This window comes from Salarchaeum sp. JOR-1, assembly GCF_007833275.1.
In the GTDB taxonomy this organism is placed as follows: Archaea; Halobacteriota; Halobacteria; order Halobacteriales; family Halobacteriaceae; genus Salarchaeum.
Genome location: NZ_CP042241.1, coordinates 1,732,544 through 1,750,040, shown reverse-complemented (window position 1 = coordinate 1,750,040; position 17,497 = coordinate 1,732,544). Strand labels below are relative to the sequence as shown.

12 protein-coding genes are annotated in these 17,497 nt (G+C 62.5%); 2 read left to right on the top strand and 10 right to left on the bottom strand.

The features are described from left to right. Positions 1–20: 20 nt before the first annotated feature. Together FQU85_RS09990 and FQU85_RS09985 are read right to left on the bottom strand one after the other, a co-directional pair. Entirely contained in the window at positions 21–770 is a 750-nt protein-coding gene (locus FQU85_RS09990; protein WP_145847432.1) for a TrmB family transcriptional regulator, read from the bottom strand. Continuing rightward, complete coding sequence (locus FQU85_RS09985; protein WP_145847430.1) at positions 767–4,114, bottom strand: MMPL family transporter; 3,348 nt, start codon at positions 4,112–4,114, stop codon at positions 767–769. The genes FQU85_RS09990 and FQU85_RS09985 overlap by 4 nt, the downstream gene beginning before the upstream one ends. 143 nt (positions 4,115–4,257) lie before the next feature. Between FQU85_RS09985 and FQU85_RS09980 the strand changes: the two genes are divergently transcribed. Continuing rightward, positions 4,258–5,196: an oxidoreductase gene (locus tag FQU85_RS09980; RefSeq protein WP_145847428.1), complete on the top strand. Its 939-nt coding sequence runs from the start codon at positions 4,258–4,260 to the stop codon at positions 5,194–5,196. A 42-nt stretch (positions 5,197–5,238) separates the two neighbouring features. Continuing rightward, the gene (locus FQU85_RS09975) at positions 5,239–5,472 is read left to right on the top strand and encodes a hypothetical protein (protein WP_145847426.1); all 234 of its coding nucleotides are present in this window, start codon (positions 5,239–5,241) and stop codon (positions 5,470–5,472) included. A 1,050-nt stretch (positions 5,473–6,522) separates the two neighbouring features. Here FQU85_RS09975 and FQU85_RS09970 read toward each other — a convergent pair. The 8 genes from FQU85_RS09970 to FQU85_RS09935 form a co-directional block, all read right to left on the bottom strand. Beyond that, a complete protein-coding gene (locus tag FQU85_RS09970) occupies positions 6,523–7,107 on the bottom strand; it encodes a TrmB family transcriptional regulator (RefSeq protein WP_145847424.1) in 585 nt (194 codons plus the stop codon). A gap of 158 nt (positions 7,108–7,265) precedes the next feature. Beyond that, positions 7,266–8,507 carry a hypothetical protein gene (locus FQU85_RS09965; protein WP_145847421.1) on the bottom strand — a complete coding sequence of 414 codons (1,242 nt, stop codon included), beginning with the start codon at positions 8,505–8,507 and terminating at the stop codon, positions 7,266–7,268. A gap of 347 nt (positions 8,508–8,854) precedes the next feature. Continuing rightward, positions 8,855–9,232: a hypothetical protein gene (locus FQU85_RS09960; protein WP_145847419.1), complete on the bottom strand. Its 378-nt coding sequence runs from the start codon at positions 9,230–9,232 to the stop codon at positions 8,855–8,857. 286 nt (positions 9,233–9,518) lie between these two features. Then, on the bottom strand, positions 9,519–10,556 hold the full coding sequence (locus FQU85_RS09955) for a hypothetical protein (RefSeq protein WP_145847417.1): 1,038 nt from the start codon (positions 10,554–10,556) through the stop codon (positions 9,519–9,521). Further along, positions 10,556–11,026, bottom strand: a complete 471-nt coding sequence (locus tag FQU85_RS09950) for a hypothetical protein (protein ID WP_206022041.1) — start codon at positions 11,024–11,026, stop codon at positions 10,556–10,558. The genes FQU85_RS09955 and FQU85_RS09950 overlap by 1 nt, the downstream gene beginning before the upstream one ends. Before the next feature lie 52 nt (positions 11,027–11,078). Next, positions 11,079–14,534, bottom strand: coding sequence for an ATP-dependent DNA helicase (locus FQU85_RS09945; protein ID WP_145847415.1), 3,456 nt, complete (start codon positions 14,532–14,534; stop codon positions 11,079–11,081). Then, positions 14,531–15,436, bottom strand: a complete 906-nt coding sequence (locus FQU85_RS09940) for a PD-(D/E)XK nuclease family protein (protein WP_145847413.1) — start codon at positions 15,434–15,436, stop codon at positions 14,531–14,533. The genes FQU85_RS09945 and FQU85_RS09940 overlap by 4 nt, the downstream gene beginning before the upstream one ends. Further along, positions 15,433–17,493, bottom strand: coding sequence for a DNA helicase UvrD (locus tag FQU85_RS09935; RefSeq protein WP_145847411.1), 2,061 nt, complete (start codon positions 17,491–17,493; stop codon positions 15,433–15,435). Before FQU85_RS09935 ends, FQU85_RS09940 begins: the two co-directional genes overlap by 4 nt. Positions 17,494–17,497: the final 4 nt, after the last annotated feature.

Sequence of the window (17,497 nt, the reverse complement as noted above, 5' to 3'; positions counted from 1 at the left end):
CGAGGAATAAGTTCCGGGAGCTACACGTCGAGTTCGTTCGCGAACCAGGTCTCCAGGGATTCGGTGAGCACGGACGCGAACCGCGAGTTCGCACTCCACATCGCGGTCTCCGTCTCGCCGTCGTGCACGCCGAGCACGATGGTGTTCCCGTCCACGAGCGCGACCCGGCTCGACGGCGGCGCGGGTTCCATCGGCGTGGTGAGCCCGCTGGTTTCGAGACCCGCATCGGACGCGGCGGCGATGACGGCGTCGTCCTCGCTCACGATCTGCACGGCGACGCCGCGGTCGGCCGCGTCGACGAGCGCGTCCCGGACGGCGTCCGGGAAGAACGCGACGTTCCCCGTGCCGAAGAGCACGCGGTCGTCGGCGTCTTCGACGGCGTCGGCGATTCGGTCGGTGACGGCGTCGGTTCCCGTGACCGTCCAGATGGCTTCCCGGTTCTCGTCGCCGTCAGCGAGTTCGCCCTGCACGGACTCGATGTAGTCGAACGCGCGGTCGCGGTCGTCCTCGAAGCGCTCCCGGAGGTGGTCGCGCGCCGCGTCCAGCGACACCGGCCGGTAGCGCCGCGGCGTCGTCTGCTGGACTTCGAGCAGGCCGGCGTGTTCGAGGTCTTCGGCCGCGCCGTACACCTGCGAACGCGGGACGTCCGCGACTTCGGCGACGTCGCTCGCCGTGCCGGTGCCGAGGCGTTGGAGCGCCACGAACACGCGGGCTTCGTACGTCGAGAGGCCGAGCCGGGCGAGGGCGTCGACCGCGGCCGACTCGTTCATTCGTCCTGGTTCTGGTTCAGCCACTGTTCGTGGATGCGTTCGTACTGCTCGGGCGACAGCGCGCCCGCTTCCAGTTGCTGGGCGGCGAGCGCGAGGTCTTGCCGGCTGACTTCGCCCTCGCTGACGATGCGTTCGAACACGTCGCTGACGACGGTGACGAACCCGTCGCCCTCGACGCTCGTCGCGCCGCGCGGAGTGCGGAGTTCGCCGGCGAAGCGCACGGTCTCGTTGTCCTGGGCGTCCCCCGGGACGGAGACGGTGTACTCGACGCGCGCCGGCGTCGGCTCCGCGGTCTCCCAGACGGCGTACAGCGTGCCATCGGTGACCGTGGTGTTGAGCGGTTCGGGGTCGACGTGGTCGAGGGAGCTGACGGGCGCGTCCTCGCGGAGGAGCGCGCGCCCCGCGACGTCGGGGAGGTGGACGACGACCGTCGCCTCGCCGCCAGGCTGAACGAACCGTGGCGACGCCTCGCGAGTCGGCGCGTCGGCGCCCTCGCCGATATCGACTGCGGTCTCGGCGTCGTCGCCGTTCTCGAACTCGTCGCCGCCGAGCGGGTTGGTGTACCGCGTCCAGACGACGAGGAGGCTCGGGAGGACGAGCACGGCCGCGAGGAACGCGTAGATGATGGTCATGCCCGTGATGATGCCGAACTGCTGGAGCGGCGGGAGCACGGCGAAGACGAGCACGCCGAACCCGCCGACGGTGGTCGCGGCGCTCCCGAGGAGGGCGCCGCCGGTTCCCTTGAGTGCGACGGTGAGGGCGTCGAACGCGTTTCCGCGGCGTTCGAGTTCCTGGTTGTACCGCTCGCTCAAGTGGATGCTGTACGCCACCCCGAGTCCGACCGTGAGGCTCGTGATCATCCCCGTGAGGACGTTGAACGGGATTCCCGCGAGGTACATCGTCCCGAGAATCCACGCGACGCTGAACACGACGGGGAGTAAGGTGACGAGGCCGAGCGTCGCGCTCCCCTCGGTGAGACGGTAGGCCGCCATCAGGAAGACGACGATGGCGACCAGGGTCACGAGGAGGCTCTCGATGACGGTTTCGAGGAGCTGGTCTTGAACGATTTTGAACAGGATGCTCTGCCCGGTCGCGGTCGCGGTGAGGCCGCCGCCCTCTATGACCGCCGCGACGGCGCGCATCTGTTCGGTGACCGCTTCGCCGGACGCGCCGCCTTGGACGGAGACGACCATCCGGAGCGCCTGGTAGTCGTCGGGGGACGTGCGGTGGATGACGCCGTTCGCCTGGTCGGGCGCGACGGCGAACAGCGCGTCGTAGACGGCTTCGACGTTCCGGTCGGGGACGCCGTTCCCGTCGGTGTCGGCGGCGGTGTACGTCTGATTGAACGTCTCGTTCTGCGCCGCGACCTGCTCCATCACCGTGAGCGGACTGGTGATAGCGGCCTCGCCGCCGGAGAGCTCGACGGTGACGTTCTTCTGCTCTGCGGCCTGCTGGGCGTCGTGGAGGCGTTCGAGCGCGGTGTCGCTCGCCACCGCTCCCTGTATCAGTATCTGCGCTTGCGAGTCCTGCCGGAGGAAGTTCTCGTTGACGTACTGGAGGTTCTCCTTCGCCGTGTAGTCGTGCGGTTTGAACGGCTCCGGAAGGTCTTCCATCCACGCCGGCGGATCCTCCGCGATGAAGTCGGTCTGGCTGAACGAGGTGTCCACCTGTGTCGCGCCGTACGCGCCGCCGGCGCTGAGGAGGACGGCGAACAGGATGACGAGCCACGGCGACTTCTTCGCCGCCGTGCTGCCGACCGTGAGTGCCTTCCCGAGGCGGCCGCCGCCCGTTCCGAACGCGCGCTTCTTCCGGTCGAACCCGCGGGATTCGAGGAACTCGTCGAGCTCGACCTTCAGCGCGGGAATCAGCACGCCGAACACGAGGAGCGCGGCGGTGATACCGACGGAGCTGACGATGCCGAAGTCCTGAATCGGCGGGAGCGGGCTGACGAGGTTCGAGAGGAACCCGATGACGGTCGTCGCAGTCACCCAGACGAGGGCGACGCCGACGCCGGCGAGCGCGACCCGCATCGACCCGCGCGGCCCCTCACCGACCGCTTCGCGTTCCTCGCGGTGTCGCATGAAGATGTGTATCGCGTAGTCGATGCTCAGCCCGATGAGCAGCACGGGCACCGCGATGAAGATCTGGTTGAACGCGATGTCCGCCCAGCCCATGAAGCCGAACGTCCACACGAGCACCGCGACGATGCCGGTGAGGCCGAGCGCGATATCGAGGAGGTCGCGGTACGCGATGACGAGCGTGAGGAGGACGAAGATGAGCGCGAGCGGGCCGACGATGAGCACGCTGTCCGTCATGGACTGCGTGATCTCTTGGGCGATAATGCCCGGCCCGAACACCATGTAGGTGTTCCCGTCACTCCGGGAGTTGGCGATTTCCTGCATCGCCGTCTGGGTCTCGACGAGCCGGTCGCTCGCCGACCCCATCTCGCTGTCGCTCTGCGCGGTCTGCGTGACGACGATCATCGTCGCCTCCGCGGACGCGCTCCCGGTCTCGTAGTCGGTCGGCATCAACGCGAGCACGCCGCCGCCGCTCCCGCCGTTCCCGTTCTGGAGAACGGTGGTGACGAGCGATTCGACCGCGCTCGCGTTCATCGATCTCAGCTGGTTCTTCTGCTCCGCCAGCGGCGGCGTCTCAGCGTTCCGGAGGGCGTTCGCGCGCTCCTGGAGGGCGGCGTACTCCTCCGCGAGCACGCCGCGCGTGCCGAGCGTGTACGCCTGCTGGACGGCCTGTTCGCTGGAGGCGTTCCGGAGCTGTTGGGCCGCCGCCTCGAACGTCGCGTAGTCCGTGTCGTTCAGTTCGACGGCCGTGCTCGCGCGCACGTCGGTGAACGCCGCCTCGATGGACGCGTTCGGGTTCTGGCGGAGGGCAGTGAGCGCGCGCCGGAGCTCCGCCGCGGTCTCGTTCAGAACCTGCCGCCGCTGTTCGATGTCGGCCGCTTGCTCCTGGCGGATCGCCGTTATCGCGACGATGTTCGCCACGCCCGTCGTCGGCGAGTTGTTCACGAGCGAGGGCGCGACGGTCTCGTTCGTCCGGATGGACTGCTGGAGGGCGAGACTGTCGAGGAGCTGTTCTTTCGCGAGGACGTTCTCCCCGCGCATGATTATCTGGACGGTCGTCGTGTTCTGGTCGCCGGTCTGGAAGTTCTCCTGGATGTAGTCGAGCTTCTGGGACTCCGTCGTGTCGCTCTGGAACTGGCTGAGCGACGACGACTGCTCGACCATCGGCGCGCCGGCGCCGACGACGACCGTCAACAGCACCATGATCGCTATCGCGGCCTTGCTGTGGTCGGTGACGGCGGTGACGAGGCGGTCGAACCGACTCATCCAACCACCGCCGTTGTCAGTAGGAAGGTACTCACAAGTCTCACTCGTTCGTATCCAGTAGCGTTCGGTACATATCCTTTCTGGAACCGACACGCCCCCAGTCGGGCCACGGGCCTATGTGGCGCGCGAGCATACGACGACGTATGTCTGACTGGACACCCGCCGACATGAGTTCACAGGCCGGGAAGACCGTCCTCGTCACCGGCGCGAACAGCGGTATCGGGTTCGAAGCGACGACGGCGTTCGCCGCCGCCGGCGCGCACGTCGTCATGGCGTGCCGGAGCACCGACCGCGGCCGGGACGCGAAACGCGAGATCGAATCCGAGTACCCGGGCGCGTCCCTCACCGTACGCGACCTCGACCTCGCCGACCTCAACTCGATCCGGGCGTTCGCCGACTGGTACCGCGCGGAGTACGACGCGCTCCACGTCCTCGCGAACAACGCGGGCGTCATGGCGATACCGCGCTCGGAGACCGCGCAGGGGTTCGAGACGCAGTTCGGCGTGAACCACCTCGGGCACTTCGCGCTCACCGCCCACCTCCTCCCAGTCCTCCGCCAGACGAACGACGAGTCCCGCGTCGTCACCCAGTCGAGCGGTGTGCACGAGCGCGGCCGCATCGACTTCGACGACCTCCAGAGCGAGGACGACTACGACAAGTGGACCGCGTACGCGCAGTCGAAGCTCGCGAACGTCCTGTTCGCGTACGAGCTCGACCGCCGCCTCCGCACGGCGGGCGCGAGCGTCACCAGCGTCGCCTGCCACCCCGGGTACGCCGCGACCAACCTCCAACTCCGCGGCCCCGAAGCCGAAGGAAGCCGCCTCCGCACGCTCGCCATGAAAGCCGCGAACGCCGTGTTCGCGCAGAGCGCCGAACAGGGCGCGTGGCCGCTCCTCTACGCCGCGACGAACCCGGATATCGACGGCGGCGAGTACATCGGCCCGACCGGACTGTTCAACATGCGCGGCCACCCCGGGCAGCAGGAGTCGAGCGAACGCAGCCACGACGAGAACGCCGCGCGCCGACTCTGGACGGCCTCCGAAGACCTCACTGACGCCTCCTACGACCTTCCAGACCCCTAAGTGGCGCCGAGAGTTTATGTCGTCTCAGGCCAGTGAGTGCGTATGGACGATATCGAACTCGACGAGCTCACCGCCTCGCTGACGCCGCGCGAGGAGAACCGCGCGCTAAAAACCTACCAGAACACGGTCTCGGTCGCCTGCCCCGCCTGCGACGAGCCGTTCGACGACCTCGTCGTCTGCAAGGAGAACCCCACGAGCCTCAACCTCTCCCAGCAACTCGATTTCTGCGTCGGCGTCGATGCCGACCGCGCGCTCATCTTCACGCACAAGCGCTAACACAGAGGGCTCGCCGGCGGCGTCGCGTCCAACGACGAGGAGAACACCGACGGCCTAGATCGGTCGCCGCACGCGTTACCGCCCGGCGGCGATACGCTCGGCGCCGTCGCCGTCACCGGTCTGCACCACCGCGTGAACGGCGACCGATTCGAAACCGAGACCCGCGGCACCGTCACCGAACCCGAACTCAACCCCGCATACGCGTACCACTCCCCCTCGCTGAATGCTGTTGCCGGGCGCGTTCGTGAACCGCCTCGAGGGCAGTGGTTCGAGACGCCGTTGGCGTCTCGTCATCACGGAAGACGGAGGCTCCCGTACACCCCCGCGGCTTCCCGTGGGTTAATCGGACACGCCCACGCGACCAGCGGCCTGATAATCCCGAACGGCGTCGCGGGTCACGGCTGCACGCCCGAGGTCACGCTCGGCGGTACTCGGCCTGCTCCGCCTGTAGAACTGGCGTCCGTTGAGTTGTGCTGCTGATCGTTCCGTGACGACGCTGCTGTCGTCGACGCCGCTCACTCCGAGTGAATCCCGATTCGAGTCAGTGTAACGTGCTTACCGAGGAAACAGGTAGATCGCAAGACAGCGAAGGAATGGGAGTGCTCCGTCAGGGATTTGAACCCTGGTCCTTGCCGTGAGAGGCCTAGAACAGAGGTCGCCGCTTTCTGGCGGTTCTAGCCCTCTCGAACCCCGACCTTCCTAGATTGCCTACCGTGACAACCAACTCTAACGGAGGCCAGATACATAAAATGGCGGATACTTGCCCCAGGGGCAATCGAGAAAACCCGACCACGAGAGACTAGTGGAATCTCGAAACCCTCGTGGGGCAACGAACAACAGAACAACCCCGACGTTGAGCCCTCTGCTGAAATAGACAGCATGATAATACTTTCAGGGTATGTACTATAGTGAAAAATACCAGCCAAACATATAGCTCAACTCAATAGATGGCCGCCGACTAGCTACTCAATGGATTCTACGAACTACGCGATTGCATGTTCGACGGCATCCTCCTGGATCAGATGAATGGTCACGCATCGCTGCTCCCCCTCAGTCCTCTGTCTCGGGGGATTGCCTGCGAGCACTCTGCATATCCTCGAAGTACGGATCGACTGCCTTCATGTCGAGGACGACCTCCCGAAGGGCCTGCAAGACGGCGATGGCGAAGGCGTGCTGGAGGTCGAGTCCCCGGGCAGCCACTCGTTCCGAGATCTCGCCTTCAGCATAAGGGATCGCGTAGGTAAGTGCGGTTGCGAGCTTCCCCAGGCCGTGCTTTTCGAGCAGGAGGTCAAGATCCTGATCCCGGGGCGAGCGTCCGAATGCCTCGATGAGGGTTGGCGTGACAGTATACTCGTCGCCGTCGAGGTTGACGGTGAGGGTGATTGGAACGGCCGAATACGTGTGCGTTTTCTGTTCCTCATTTCGCATCAGCACCCCAAGTTCGACGAGCGTACTCATGTCCGAGTACGCGGTCGTTCGCGGTATTTCTAATGCGTCAACGATGTCGTCAATAGTGACCTCCCCCTCTCGGAGGACGAACGTGTAGAGGCGCGCCTCCCGTGGCTCCTCCAAGAGCTGGGCGACCGACAGGAGGCCGTTGATGGCACGCTCGGGATCTCCGGCGGCTTTCGACATACAATTCACAATTCGTGTATTGAGTAATAACGCTTGGCGAGCACGTTTAGAAGCGAAACCGAATCGAATTACGCCCGTGCTGAGTGCATTTCTATAATCGGCTTAGGAGTGCGAATCTCGAACCTACAGACAATCCTCCGCTAGTTCGCTCGCAAGCTCTATATCGACTCGCGTAATGCCCAGACGTCACTCTGTGGCTCGAGGTTCGACGGTTCCGCGCCCCGCGAAGTCAAGATCCCGGCGTGATACAGCATCGCCTTCAGCTGGAACACGGTCGGCGAATGATAGATATTTCCGTCTATAAGGGCATCTCGCTGTAACTCCCCGTCGGCATTCAGGACTCGACTCCGAACGTCGTCGTCTCCGCGGACGAACAATTCGATCGTGAACGACGGATGCAACTCGTGGAGGTACTCGACGACGTCAGGGAGGCTCGGTTCGGTGATCCCGTCCTCGTGCATGTGCTGGAGTTCCTCGACGAGCAACTGGGTCGCCGGATAATCGTAGACGACGCGTCTGGTGAGCATCCCCCACTTCGGCGCCAGGTCACAGAACCGTTCCCGGGAGAGCTTCCAGTCGTCGAATACCTGAAGCGCAGCATCGACCGACCCGTATTCCCGGAGGGCGAACCGGACGACCTCCCGTCCGAGGGGTGTCAGCCGAGTCTGGGTGGGTTGATCGTCGATGAGATTCAAAAAGGCCGCCCCGGTTCTGGCGTCATCGACGGCACGCACGACGTACTCCGCAAGGACCCCTTCCGTTTCTCGGTCGTGGTAGACAGCGAGTGGATACGCGAGGTAGTTCTTCGGGTGATTGAGGCCGAACGACTTCCCTGCGACGCCCTGTGCGCTGGCCTGGAATCGGATGGCCGTCGTTTCGGTAGTTGTTCGGTTCCCGACGACGCGCGGGGTTTCGACCGGCTCGACGGTGCCGTCGGGAGTCACGCCCAGGATGCCGACGTTCAGCTCACGAGCGAGCGTGCGGGCGGACTGCGAGACGGTGTCCGCCGGGGCTGCGACGTACGCGGCGTTCGCTTCGTGGAGCCGGTCGTACGCCTGGACGATCCCGCGCTCGACATCGGCGGCGCTCCGATTCGTATGGCCTTTCGCTTCGACGACCACTAGCGGTGGGTCATCACCGAGGCGGTCCACGGCCAGTAGTTCGTCACCCAACAGACGCACGCCGACGAGGTCGGGATAACCGGAGCCGACCTGGACGTGGTTGAAGGGCGCTAGTTCATCCGTGATGTCCGAATCGATGGACTCGTTGGCGAGCCACTGATCGGAAGAGAACTGGGTATCCACTACTGCGTACCCGTCGTCGGCGTCGTCGGGGAACAGACGGCGCTTCGCGTGTGCCAACACACGTGGTTCCGAGAGCGGCGACGCCGCACTTGCCATACCGCATAGAGCAGTCACCAGCTCATGAATGTGAGGGTGTCGTCGATACCGAGAAGTCGGCGTAAGTCTTATCGTGATAATGATTTCTCAGAGTATGATCTTTGACGACCGATCGAAGGAACTCTCCACCCTCGACATGGCGATTCGAGTCACCGAGCCACGACTTCTACGTGGTTTACGGCCGGCAGCGCATCGGGAACACGGAAGATGAACTATCGAATATGAGCAGAAGGAGGTAGAGCATTAGTTGGTAGTATTGGAGTAACTACGGGGGATCCAAGAACTCACAAATAGAGGCCAAGCGCGACCCTTGACGGAGAGCGGGGTTGGCGGATCGTCGTATCTGTTCACATAGAGGAACCACTGGGAAGCATCTCATACGTGTGTTCTGGGCGGCCATCAAATGTCTCTATGTCGCGGATCCGTTGCGATCTATTGAGCGCGGTGTCGGCTTCAGAGAGCACCTCAATTTCTTCCCACAACCCGGAATCTGTTAACCATCTGACTCCGTGATCGGTGACTGCCCAGAAGACGTCTGGCATCCCCTCTTGTTCCGGATCAGCAGGAAGTGGCGTGACGATCCGATCATCATGGAGACTGCGCAGATGCGTTTCTATGTGACCCTCTGTGAGATCTGTATTACGGAACGATAACTCCTCAACGGACAACACTCCGGAATCATGCGCGAGGATCTGTTGTATGAGTCGTGATTCTACGTCTTTCATACTATTGTTCTGAAGTATCCCGGTCTCAGGATCTATTTATTGAATTCTTCCAGATATGCAATATACAGTCGTTCTACAACTGATGTAGTCTTCTGTGCCTGTTAAAGGCACGCAAATTTGAGTCGAAAAACAGGTAGTAGCTCGTCAGCCAAGGGTCATTGCACTCCCCCCACTGTTTCCTGAGAATACGCCTGAAGCGAATGAATTGAAGTAGTGATTCGTCTGGTTACTCCTTTATCAAGGGGTGAGACTGAACTGCTCAATACCAGCATCAATACGCCCGAATTCACGGTTTCGCGTCGAGAATAGTCAGATCCCGTTCGAGTTGCGTTTCAGTTTTCGGGCTTCGACAATCGATATCGATTTGTTCGTGCTGCCAGTGGCGACCGTCTTTCCCGTTCCACACGCCATATACCGTTACTTTCGGGAGGACAACAACACCGAAGAGTACAGCGAGATAGTACAGTAACTCGGCCGCTTGCGTCCACGACCCGGTCGCAGTACGCGGCATATCTACCGGGTACTGGACAGTTTGAGCTGGGACTCCCGCATCGATACTACGCTCAACGAACCCGTGATCGTTGCTGAACAGAATCGCCTGCTTCTGGCTTTCATCGTTGAATCTGCGATACCCATCGATAATCGCCTCATCACCAGTGTCACTCTCGACGACGTCAACCATACGATCTGTGCGGAGCCGCCGATACTCGTACAACCCGAGCAATCCTTCACGGTTCGCTCCCGCTGGCTGGTTGTCGAGCCGTTCGAATTCCGAGCCGAACGCCGCGGTGAGTTCGTGGGTATTGTCCTGTTTGAAGTGCCAGTCAAGCTCCTCTTTGACGCCCGTCGCCAATGCATAGCCGTTAGTCGGTCGCCGCCCCTTCCCGTCTGTCTCACCCGTTTCGCTGTCGAAGTCAAGCACCTCGGGGAGACGCCACGGCATGATATTTGCGTCAAGACCGACGACGACGGGGTCGTTCCCGGCTTCTAGATCGGGATATCCGTGGCGGTTGACGAATTCGACGACCTCATCGATGTTCTTCAGTTCGACGTGCCCGCTGGCGACCATCATGCGGGTGTACGTCTGGGCGTCCGGTAGATCTTGGTAGGCTGCCTCGCCGTGTTTCGCAGGGATCGTCTCCCGGTTGTCTTGATAAGTCACCGACCCCTGCGTGAACCGAACCGTCGCCTCCCCGTTGTCTTCCAACTCGATCTTGACCAGTTCTCCAATATCGTTGCACGGATGTTCGATGGGGATCGAATCGACGCCCTGGTCGTACAGTGCGTTCAGCAGGACCATCAGACGGCGGCGCGCGACGTGCATCACATGACCTCCGTGAAGTCGATGAGTTCGGTCGCCGTCCGTGGGATCTCTGAGTAGAGGTCGCCATAGTACGCACCGCTTTTCCGATAAAAGTAGAAGACGTGGTCGGCACCGAATCGGAAGCCTGCTTGAAACGCGATAGCAGACATAAACTTCCGACCGGGTGTCACATCGACCGCAATCACATCACCGTTCTCGTGGGCGGCCTCAATGGCCGACCGGTAGAACTCGATGATTCCCTGGAAATCCGTCTCCGTCTCGAGACGGTGTTCCGAGACAGCCGCATCCCCACCGTGAGCATCAATGATCGTCTCAAACATGTCGCTCGCGGCCGCGACTGACTCCGCAACACCGGGATTCGAGAGGATCCGCGCTTCATCCGGAACATAGCCGTTATCACACGCCGCAGCGAGCGGATTCAGCAGGCCGGGCATCGTCGGCGTCCCGTTAGTAATCCAGATGCGAGCCATTGTGTCACAAAAACGGGGCAATCACAATAGTGTTCATGTGGACTCCGCTACGTCACTCCTCGAAGCCCGGGCCGACGGGGAATGATTCTGGCGCGCAGGCCAGTTGGTTGTGTTGGCACCAGCGACAGTGATCGCCAGACGAAAACCGCTCAAACGACAGGTTCGAAATTTCGTTCATCATCGTCGTGACGTCGGATTCGACCGCCGAGAGGTCACCCTCGCTGAAGCGTCGAGATTCGATTTTCGGCCCAAGCTCGCCGACATACGCGTATCCGGCGCGCGCAACCGGTTTGTCGTATAAGTCACGGCACGCGAGCAGGTAGATCGGGAGTTGCTTGTCGTCATCCAAATCTCGGTGCCGTTCGGTCGCCTTGTAATCGATGACGACCAGTTCGTCATCAGGCGTTCGGTAGACCGCGTCGATATACCCCGTGAGTTCGTGGCCGTTGAGGTCAATCTCGAATTCACGTTCAGCATCGATGACCTCGTACTCGGAGATATCTAACTCGAAGTACCGGTCAATGCACTGCTTGGCCGCAGGCAGTGCCTCCTCGGCGCGGCGCTGACTAGCAAGTCGCTCGCAGATCTCGTACCACTCCTCGCGGTTCTGGGCACGCTGGTTCGCGGCCTGTTCTGCGGTGTGGTGGAAGAGCAGCCCAATCTCGCGCTGCGACACCCCGTCAGTAGCCGCCTCCGTCGATGCCTGGTAATCCGGGAAGGCGTTGACCACGTAGTCAAGGTAGTGACTGCGCGGACACTCCTCGTACGCTGCCAGTGACGTGTAACTGTGTGAGAGCGACGGTTTCGGTGTCGGCGGCCCGGTCAGTGATTCGACATGGAGTGTCGATCGGTCACCGTCTGTTGTGAGGTCACCGTCAAGCGATGCCGTGGCGAGATTCAACACGCGGTCGCGTGCCGTTTCGACCGCGAGTTCGTCGCCATCATGACGGACTGTCCCCCCAACCCCGCCAACCGTCTTCTTCGCTACGGTGTCGGTCCAATCGACCGCCGCAGTTGGGAGGCACTCTTGCACGTCAGCCCAAATTGGGAGATGGCCACGTTCCGGTTGCCACGGAATCCGGGGCGGCAGCATCTCTCGAACCACATCAGTCATGGGATGACCCTCCTCATCAGCGTCGGCGTCGTCCTCGTAGTCGCCCTGCAAGACGAGGATGTCTTCGGCGCGCGTTATCCCGACGTGGAACACGCGTCGTGTTTCTCTCGCATCGCGCGTGAGGTAATCCTCGTCGAATGCCGCGGTCGCGCCATCCGATAGGCCTGTCTCGAGCGCGTCGTACGTCCGTGAACTCGGTGCCCACTCGTCGGCCGTGACTTGTGGGATGAGGACGACCGGGAAGTCCAGGCCCTTGCTCTTGTGGATGGTCATCACGTTCACTGCATCGCCGGCGACGTCCGGCTGACTCGTCGGAGTGGACCCACTCTCGTCGAAGAGCGAGTCGTAGTGTTCGAGCGAGTCGATGAACTCCGGAGTCAGTGGCGGCTGGACGGCACTGTCGCCGTACTGTTCGATGACGTCTTCGAGTTGCGCGAGATCGCGGCGCTCCTGCTCGCTGAGGTACCACTCGATGTTCGTGAGGTCCGTGAGTTCACGGTACAGGTGGCTGAGCGACGCCGAGTCTCGAATCTCGAGGAGTTCCGTGACGTGATCGCGCGCCTCCGCGACGCGGTCGGGCTCCTCGAACTCGTCAAGCGGTGTCTCCCGGAGTGTGTCTACGAGTGGCTCGTCGCCCGTGTTGAGGGTACGGAGGTCCGTGTCGCACACGCGGTACCGCATTTGCAGGACGCGATTCCAACTCACCTCGTCTTCGGGTCGCGCGAGCGCTTTCAGATAGGCCGTGACAGTCCCGACGCCGACCGATTCTGTGGCCAAATCGCCGGCCACCTGGTATGGGATGCCGGCGTCTTCGAATTCCTCGATGATGGGTGTGGCGTGGTCGTTCTTCCGGACGAGCAGCGCGATATCGCCCGGATCGTATGCCGTGTCAAGAGCGTCTGCGGCGCCACTCAGCAAATTCTGGACGACGGTGCGAAGCTGGCCTGCGCCGTCCACATCCGCATCATCGTCTGGCAGTTCGACGGTTGCGACAGTGTCCCCGTCGTATTCAGGTTCGTCGACGCGGGTCAGGGTCTTGTGTCGTTCGCGGTGGTCGAGTTTCGTGATCGCCTCGTTCGCCAGGTCGAGGATCGGCTGTCGAGACCGGAAGTTCTCCTCCAGGGGTTTGTCGGTGAGTGCGTCGAACGCGGCGTCGAGTTCGTCGGTGATGTTGGCGACGTGTGCGCCGCGCCACTCGTAGATCGCCTGGTCGTCGTCCCCGACGACGAACAGGTTGTCCTCAGTGACGAGTGAGGTGACGAGGTCGAACTGGAGGCGATCCGTGTCCTGGAATTCGTCGCAGAACACGTAGTCCCACCTGTCAGCGATCTCCTCACCGACAGGCGAGTCCATCAGGGCAGCTGTCTCCACGACGAGCCCATCGAAGTCAATGAGGTTCCGCTCGTCGAGTTCGCGTTCGTACGCCGCGTAGCCCGCGGTGAGGTCACGGGCCGTGAGACAGTCCGAGAGGAACGAAGCGAGATGGCCCGTGAGTTCGAGGTCGAGATCGTCCGGAATCCCTTTCGGCGCACCACTCGCGTAACCGCCGAGCAGGTATTTCGGGAGCTTATACGCGTTCTCCGGTAACTCCCGGTCACCCGCCTCGTGGGCTTCGAACGCCGCTTCCAGCGCGTCGCAGAGATCCACGAGTCGGTCGAAGAAGTCGCGCACGCTGGCTTCCATTCCCTCCGTCCCCAACTCGTCACGTTCGTTGACGAGGTCAGCGCGTGCGTCAGGGAGCGAGTCCAGCACGCTCGACACGGAACGGCCACCCAGATGATCGCTGGCAATCGCCTCGACACGCTCGGAAAGCTCGGCGGCCTCGTAGACACGGTCAGCCGGCCCGAGGAAGGCATCGATGTCGTCGGGCGTAATGCCGCTGCGCTTCATCGAGCCAATGAAGTTGAGCAGCTTCGACGCCGCACCCGACGCGTACCCGTCACTCCCATACACGTTGGGTTTGACCGAGCGATACTCGATGTCGTCCAGAACATCCAGCACGATGGCGTACTTCTCAGCGTCCGTCGCCACCTCGAAGTCCGGGTCGAGCCCCGCTTCGTAGGCGTAGTCGGTGAGGATCTCGTTGCAGATCGAGTGGTACGTGTACGCATCGATGTCGTAGCCGGCCGCCCCGAGTTTCGCGTTGAGCTTCTCCCGCATCGAATCCGCGGCATTGTTCGTGAACGTCAACGCGAGAATCCGATCCGGAGACACGTCCTCCTCGTCGATGAGATACTCGATCTTCCGCACCATCGTGAACGTCTTCCCCGTCCCCGCCCCGGCCAAGACCCGCATTGGATAGGCGTCGGAGTCGATGATCGCCTGCTGTTGGGTCTCCGGAGAGATGTCCTCCTCCGGAACCGGGTACCATGATGGATGCTCGTCGTCGCTCATCGTCGCACCTCCCCCGAGAGGCGGTCAGCACACATCTCCCGATACTCACAGTCCGGACACGCCTCCTCGTTGATGAGGTCGAACGGCTCCGGCTCGTAAGATTCGCTCGTGATACCGTCGTGCGCGGCACGAATGAGCGCCCAGATCGTGTCGTAGTGCTCGTCGTAGATGTCCGTGGTTTCCCGCGGATACCCACGGGCAGACACCTCGTACCCTGTCGGCGTACTCTCGAAGGACGTACTGTTGAGCAACCCGTAGAAACTGAACCGGACCCCCATCCCGTCCTCGTAGAACGGTTCGTTCTTGACGCCCTCGATGTACACCGCTGTCTGGAACGCATTCCGGACACGCTTCGGCTCGTGGCCCTCCCCATCGAGGTGGTCACCGAGATACTCTGCTGTCCCGGACGACAGCACACCGCGGGTATTCCGCTTGTAGTCGATGACATGAAGCCCGTCCTCCGTTCGAAGGACGTTATCGGCTTTCCCGTGCAGCGCACGCCAATCGCGTTCGCACTCCACCCAGCACTCAGTGGCGACCGACTGGCGAGCGTGATCGATGCCGTCGCCACCATCCGGATCGAAGAACGCCTTGATCCCAGCGCGGTTCTCCACACGCTGGTATTCCTGGTGCGCCTCAGACTCGTAATCCGCCGGGGTGCTGTGTTCGGCCCACTTCGCGTCGAAGATGTCCATCGCGCGCTCGTGGATCGTCTCCGGCGAGTCGTCTGCGTCGGTCGCGTCACACACCTCCTCGATCGTCTCGTGATAAATCGTCCCCTGGTTGAGATACAGTTCGGTGCGATCCGGCGCGTTCACGTCCTGGACGTAACTGTAGTCGTACTGTCGGGGACACGTCGCGTACGTCGCCAACCGTGACGGAGAGAGGGACACGTTGCTCATCGTCGCACCTCCCCGTTAGCGAACTCGACACGCGCACGCAACGCCTTCCGAAGCTCCTCACCGCGCTCGCCACTCTCGTCAAGCACATCCTGGATCTCCCCCAGTTCCGCTTCGACCTCGTCAAGCGACACGGTCACATCCTGGCTGTTCGCGCGGCGGACTTCAGCGAGCGCGTCATCAACCCGCGACAGCAGATAGTCTTCTGCTGCCTGCTCACTCGTGATCCGTGGCTCGTCGGCCTCAGACACCCACGGGAGGTCATCATACGCTGCCGTGAGGAACCGCGACGCCTGCGCACGCTCTTCCAACGCGGTGTCCTCGTACTCGTACAGACAACAGTACAGGTGCTCGTCCGCAGCGCCAGCCCCAATCGCCAGGCGTCGCCGCGCGTGTTCCGTGTGATACCGCGCGAACGGCCGACTCGACGCCGTCGATTCGGTCGGGAACGTCGCATCCACGTCCCCTTCGTCGAGGTCCGTGACACCAGGGTAGTCCGGCATCGACGCAACCCGCTCGGTCGGGAACAACCGCGTCAGGAACGGGTCACCCGGGTACTCGCTATCGACGAGATTCACGAGAAACACCGCGCGGAACGACTCGTTCTTGATAGCTTGCAGGTGGTCCACGCGGACGCCACCGTCGAGGTCCGTCGCACTCGTCTGGTTCTGCTGCGGGGCGTACTCGTGGGCGCGTTCGAGCATCGCCTCGAAGGACTCCCAGGTCGCGTCCAGGAACCCGGTGTCGTCGAGGAACTCGGCCATTCGGAACGCCCGCCGGACGTTCCCGAACTGCGAGCGCGCATCCAAGGGTGAGGCTCGCTCCGCGATCCGTTCTTTCAACCCTGAGTCTGTCGCCCACCAACGGATCCCCTCTTCGAGGCTGTCCATCTCGCGGACGCGCTCCAAGCGCTCCGTATCGAGGTCCGGCCCGTGGTCGGGCACGTCATCCTCCCCGTCCGCTGCGAGATGCCGGACGGCAGCGAGGAGTTCCCGAATCGCAGGATCGTCACCAAACCCAGTGACAGTCATCGATTCCGCTGGAACCCCAGCGCGCTCCAGCGCTTCGATCGTGTCCGTAACCGTACTCCCACTTTGTTTCGTGGCGACAGCGATGTCGTCGTAGCTCCAGTCCGACCGCGCGACAAGGTCTTCAATCTCGTTGGCGACCTCGGCGAGTTGCTCGTCACTGGAGTCTGTAGCGAGGACGGACACCGACCCCGTCTCTGGGTCTGCCGGAACCGCCTCATCGGCGAAATACGCTGCCGTGGCAGCCGGCCGCGTTAAGGGTGTCTCCGACGCCCCGCGGCGCGACTCGCTGAACGAAACGTACTCCGTGATAGGGCCTGTCTCGACCCACGTGCGGCGCACACTCGCGTTCTCCTCGGCGATACAGACGATCTCACAGTCCCCTGCGAGCGCGTCGAGATACGCACGGTCGAGCGGGAAGAACTCCTCAAACTCGACTGCGAGCACCGCCTCGAAATCGACGACATCGTCGCGGTCATCCCCTGAGAGGACATCGAGCGCTTCCGAGATGAGTTGGCCGCGCTCCATATGATCGTGCTCAGCGAGCCAATCATGGAACGCGTCAAGCGCAGTAGTGATGTCACGGAGTTCCGGGGTTTCGTCAGGGGCGACCGTTTGCCAGGAGATCGTGCTCATCACCGCGTCCACGTCTTCGATGAATGACGGCTGGTCAGACGCCCGCTGGAGGTACTCTGTCTCCCACTCGTAGTCAGCGAGGAACCGGTGGAGGAGTTCTCGCCGCAGCGCGTCAGAGAGAATCACGCGGTCATCGGTCTGATTAACGACATCGGTCGCATGCACGACGAGCGACGTCACGTACGGCGTCGCCGCACCCGGCAACTCCGCACCTAACGTCTCCCGGAACGTGTCCGTACTCGTCGGTGCCCCCGTAATGACGAGTACTTCCTCAGAATCGTGCTCGTCGAGGAGCGTACGGTATTCCTCCCGCGCTGTCCGTTCGACGGTTTCGCTCCCGAATGATGCCGTGACTAACGTCCCGTCAAACTCCCGGTGAGATGCGTGTTCAACCATTTGT

Coding starts and splice junctions, on each gene's coding strand:
- FQU85_RS09975 (WP_145847426.1), top strand. CDS start 5,239: ATGGACGATATCGAACTCGACGAGCTCACCGCCTCGCTGACGCCGCGC.
- FQU85_RS09985 (WP_145847430.1), bottom strand. CDS start 4,114: ATGAGTCGGTTCGACCGCCTCGTCACCGCCGTCACCGACCACAGCAAG.
- FQU85_RS09950 (WP_206022041.1), bottom strand. CDS start 11,026: ATGGCTCGCATCTGGATTACTAACGGGACGCCGACGATGCCCGGCCTG.
- FQU85_RS09980 (WP_145847428.1), top strand. CDS start 4,258: ATGTCTGACTGGACACCCGCCGACATGAGTTCACAGGCCGGGAAGACC.
- FQU85_RS09945 (WP_145847415.1), bottom strand. CDS start 14,534: ATGAGCGACGACGAGCATCCATCATGGTACCCGGTTCCGGAGGAGGAC.
- FQU85_RS09965 (WP_145847421.1), bottom strand. CDS start 8,507: ATGGCAAGTGCGGCGTCGCCGCTCTCGGAACCACGTGTGTTGGCACAC.
- FQU85_RS09970 (WP_145847424.1), bottom strand. CDS start 7,107: ATGTCGAAAGCCGCCGGAGATCCCGAGCGTGCCATCAACGGCCTCCTG.
- FQU85_RS09935 (WP_145847411.1), bottom strand. CDS start 17,493: ATGGTTGAACACGCATCTCACCGGGAGTTTGACGGGACGTTAGTCACG.
- FQU85_RS09990 (WP_145847432.1), bottom strand. CDS start 770: ATGAACGAGTCGGCCGCGGTCGACGCCCTCGCCCGGCTCGGCCTCTCG.
- FQU85_RS09940 (WP_145847413.1), bottom strand. CDS start 15,436: ATGAGCAACGTGTCCCTCTCTCCGTCACGGTTGGCGACGTACGCGACG.
- FQU85_RS09960 (WP_145847419.1), bottom strand. CDS start 9,232: ATGAAAGACGTAGAATCACGACTCATACAACAGATCCTCGCGCATGAT.
- FQU85_RS09955 (WP_145847417.1), bottom strand. CDS start 10,556: ATGCACGTCGCGCGCCGCCGTCTGATGGTCCTGCTGAACGCACTGTAC.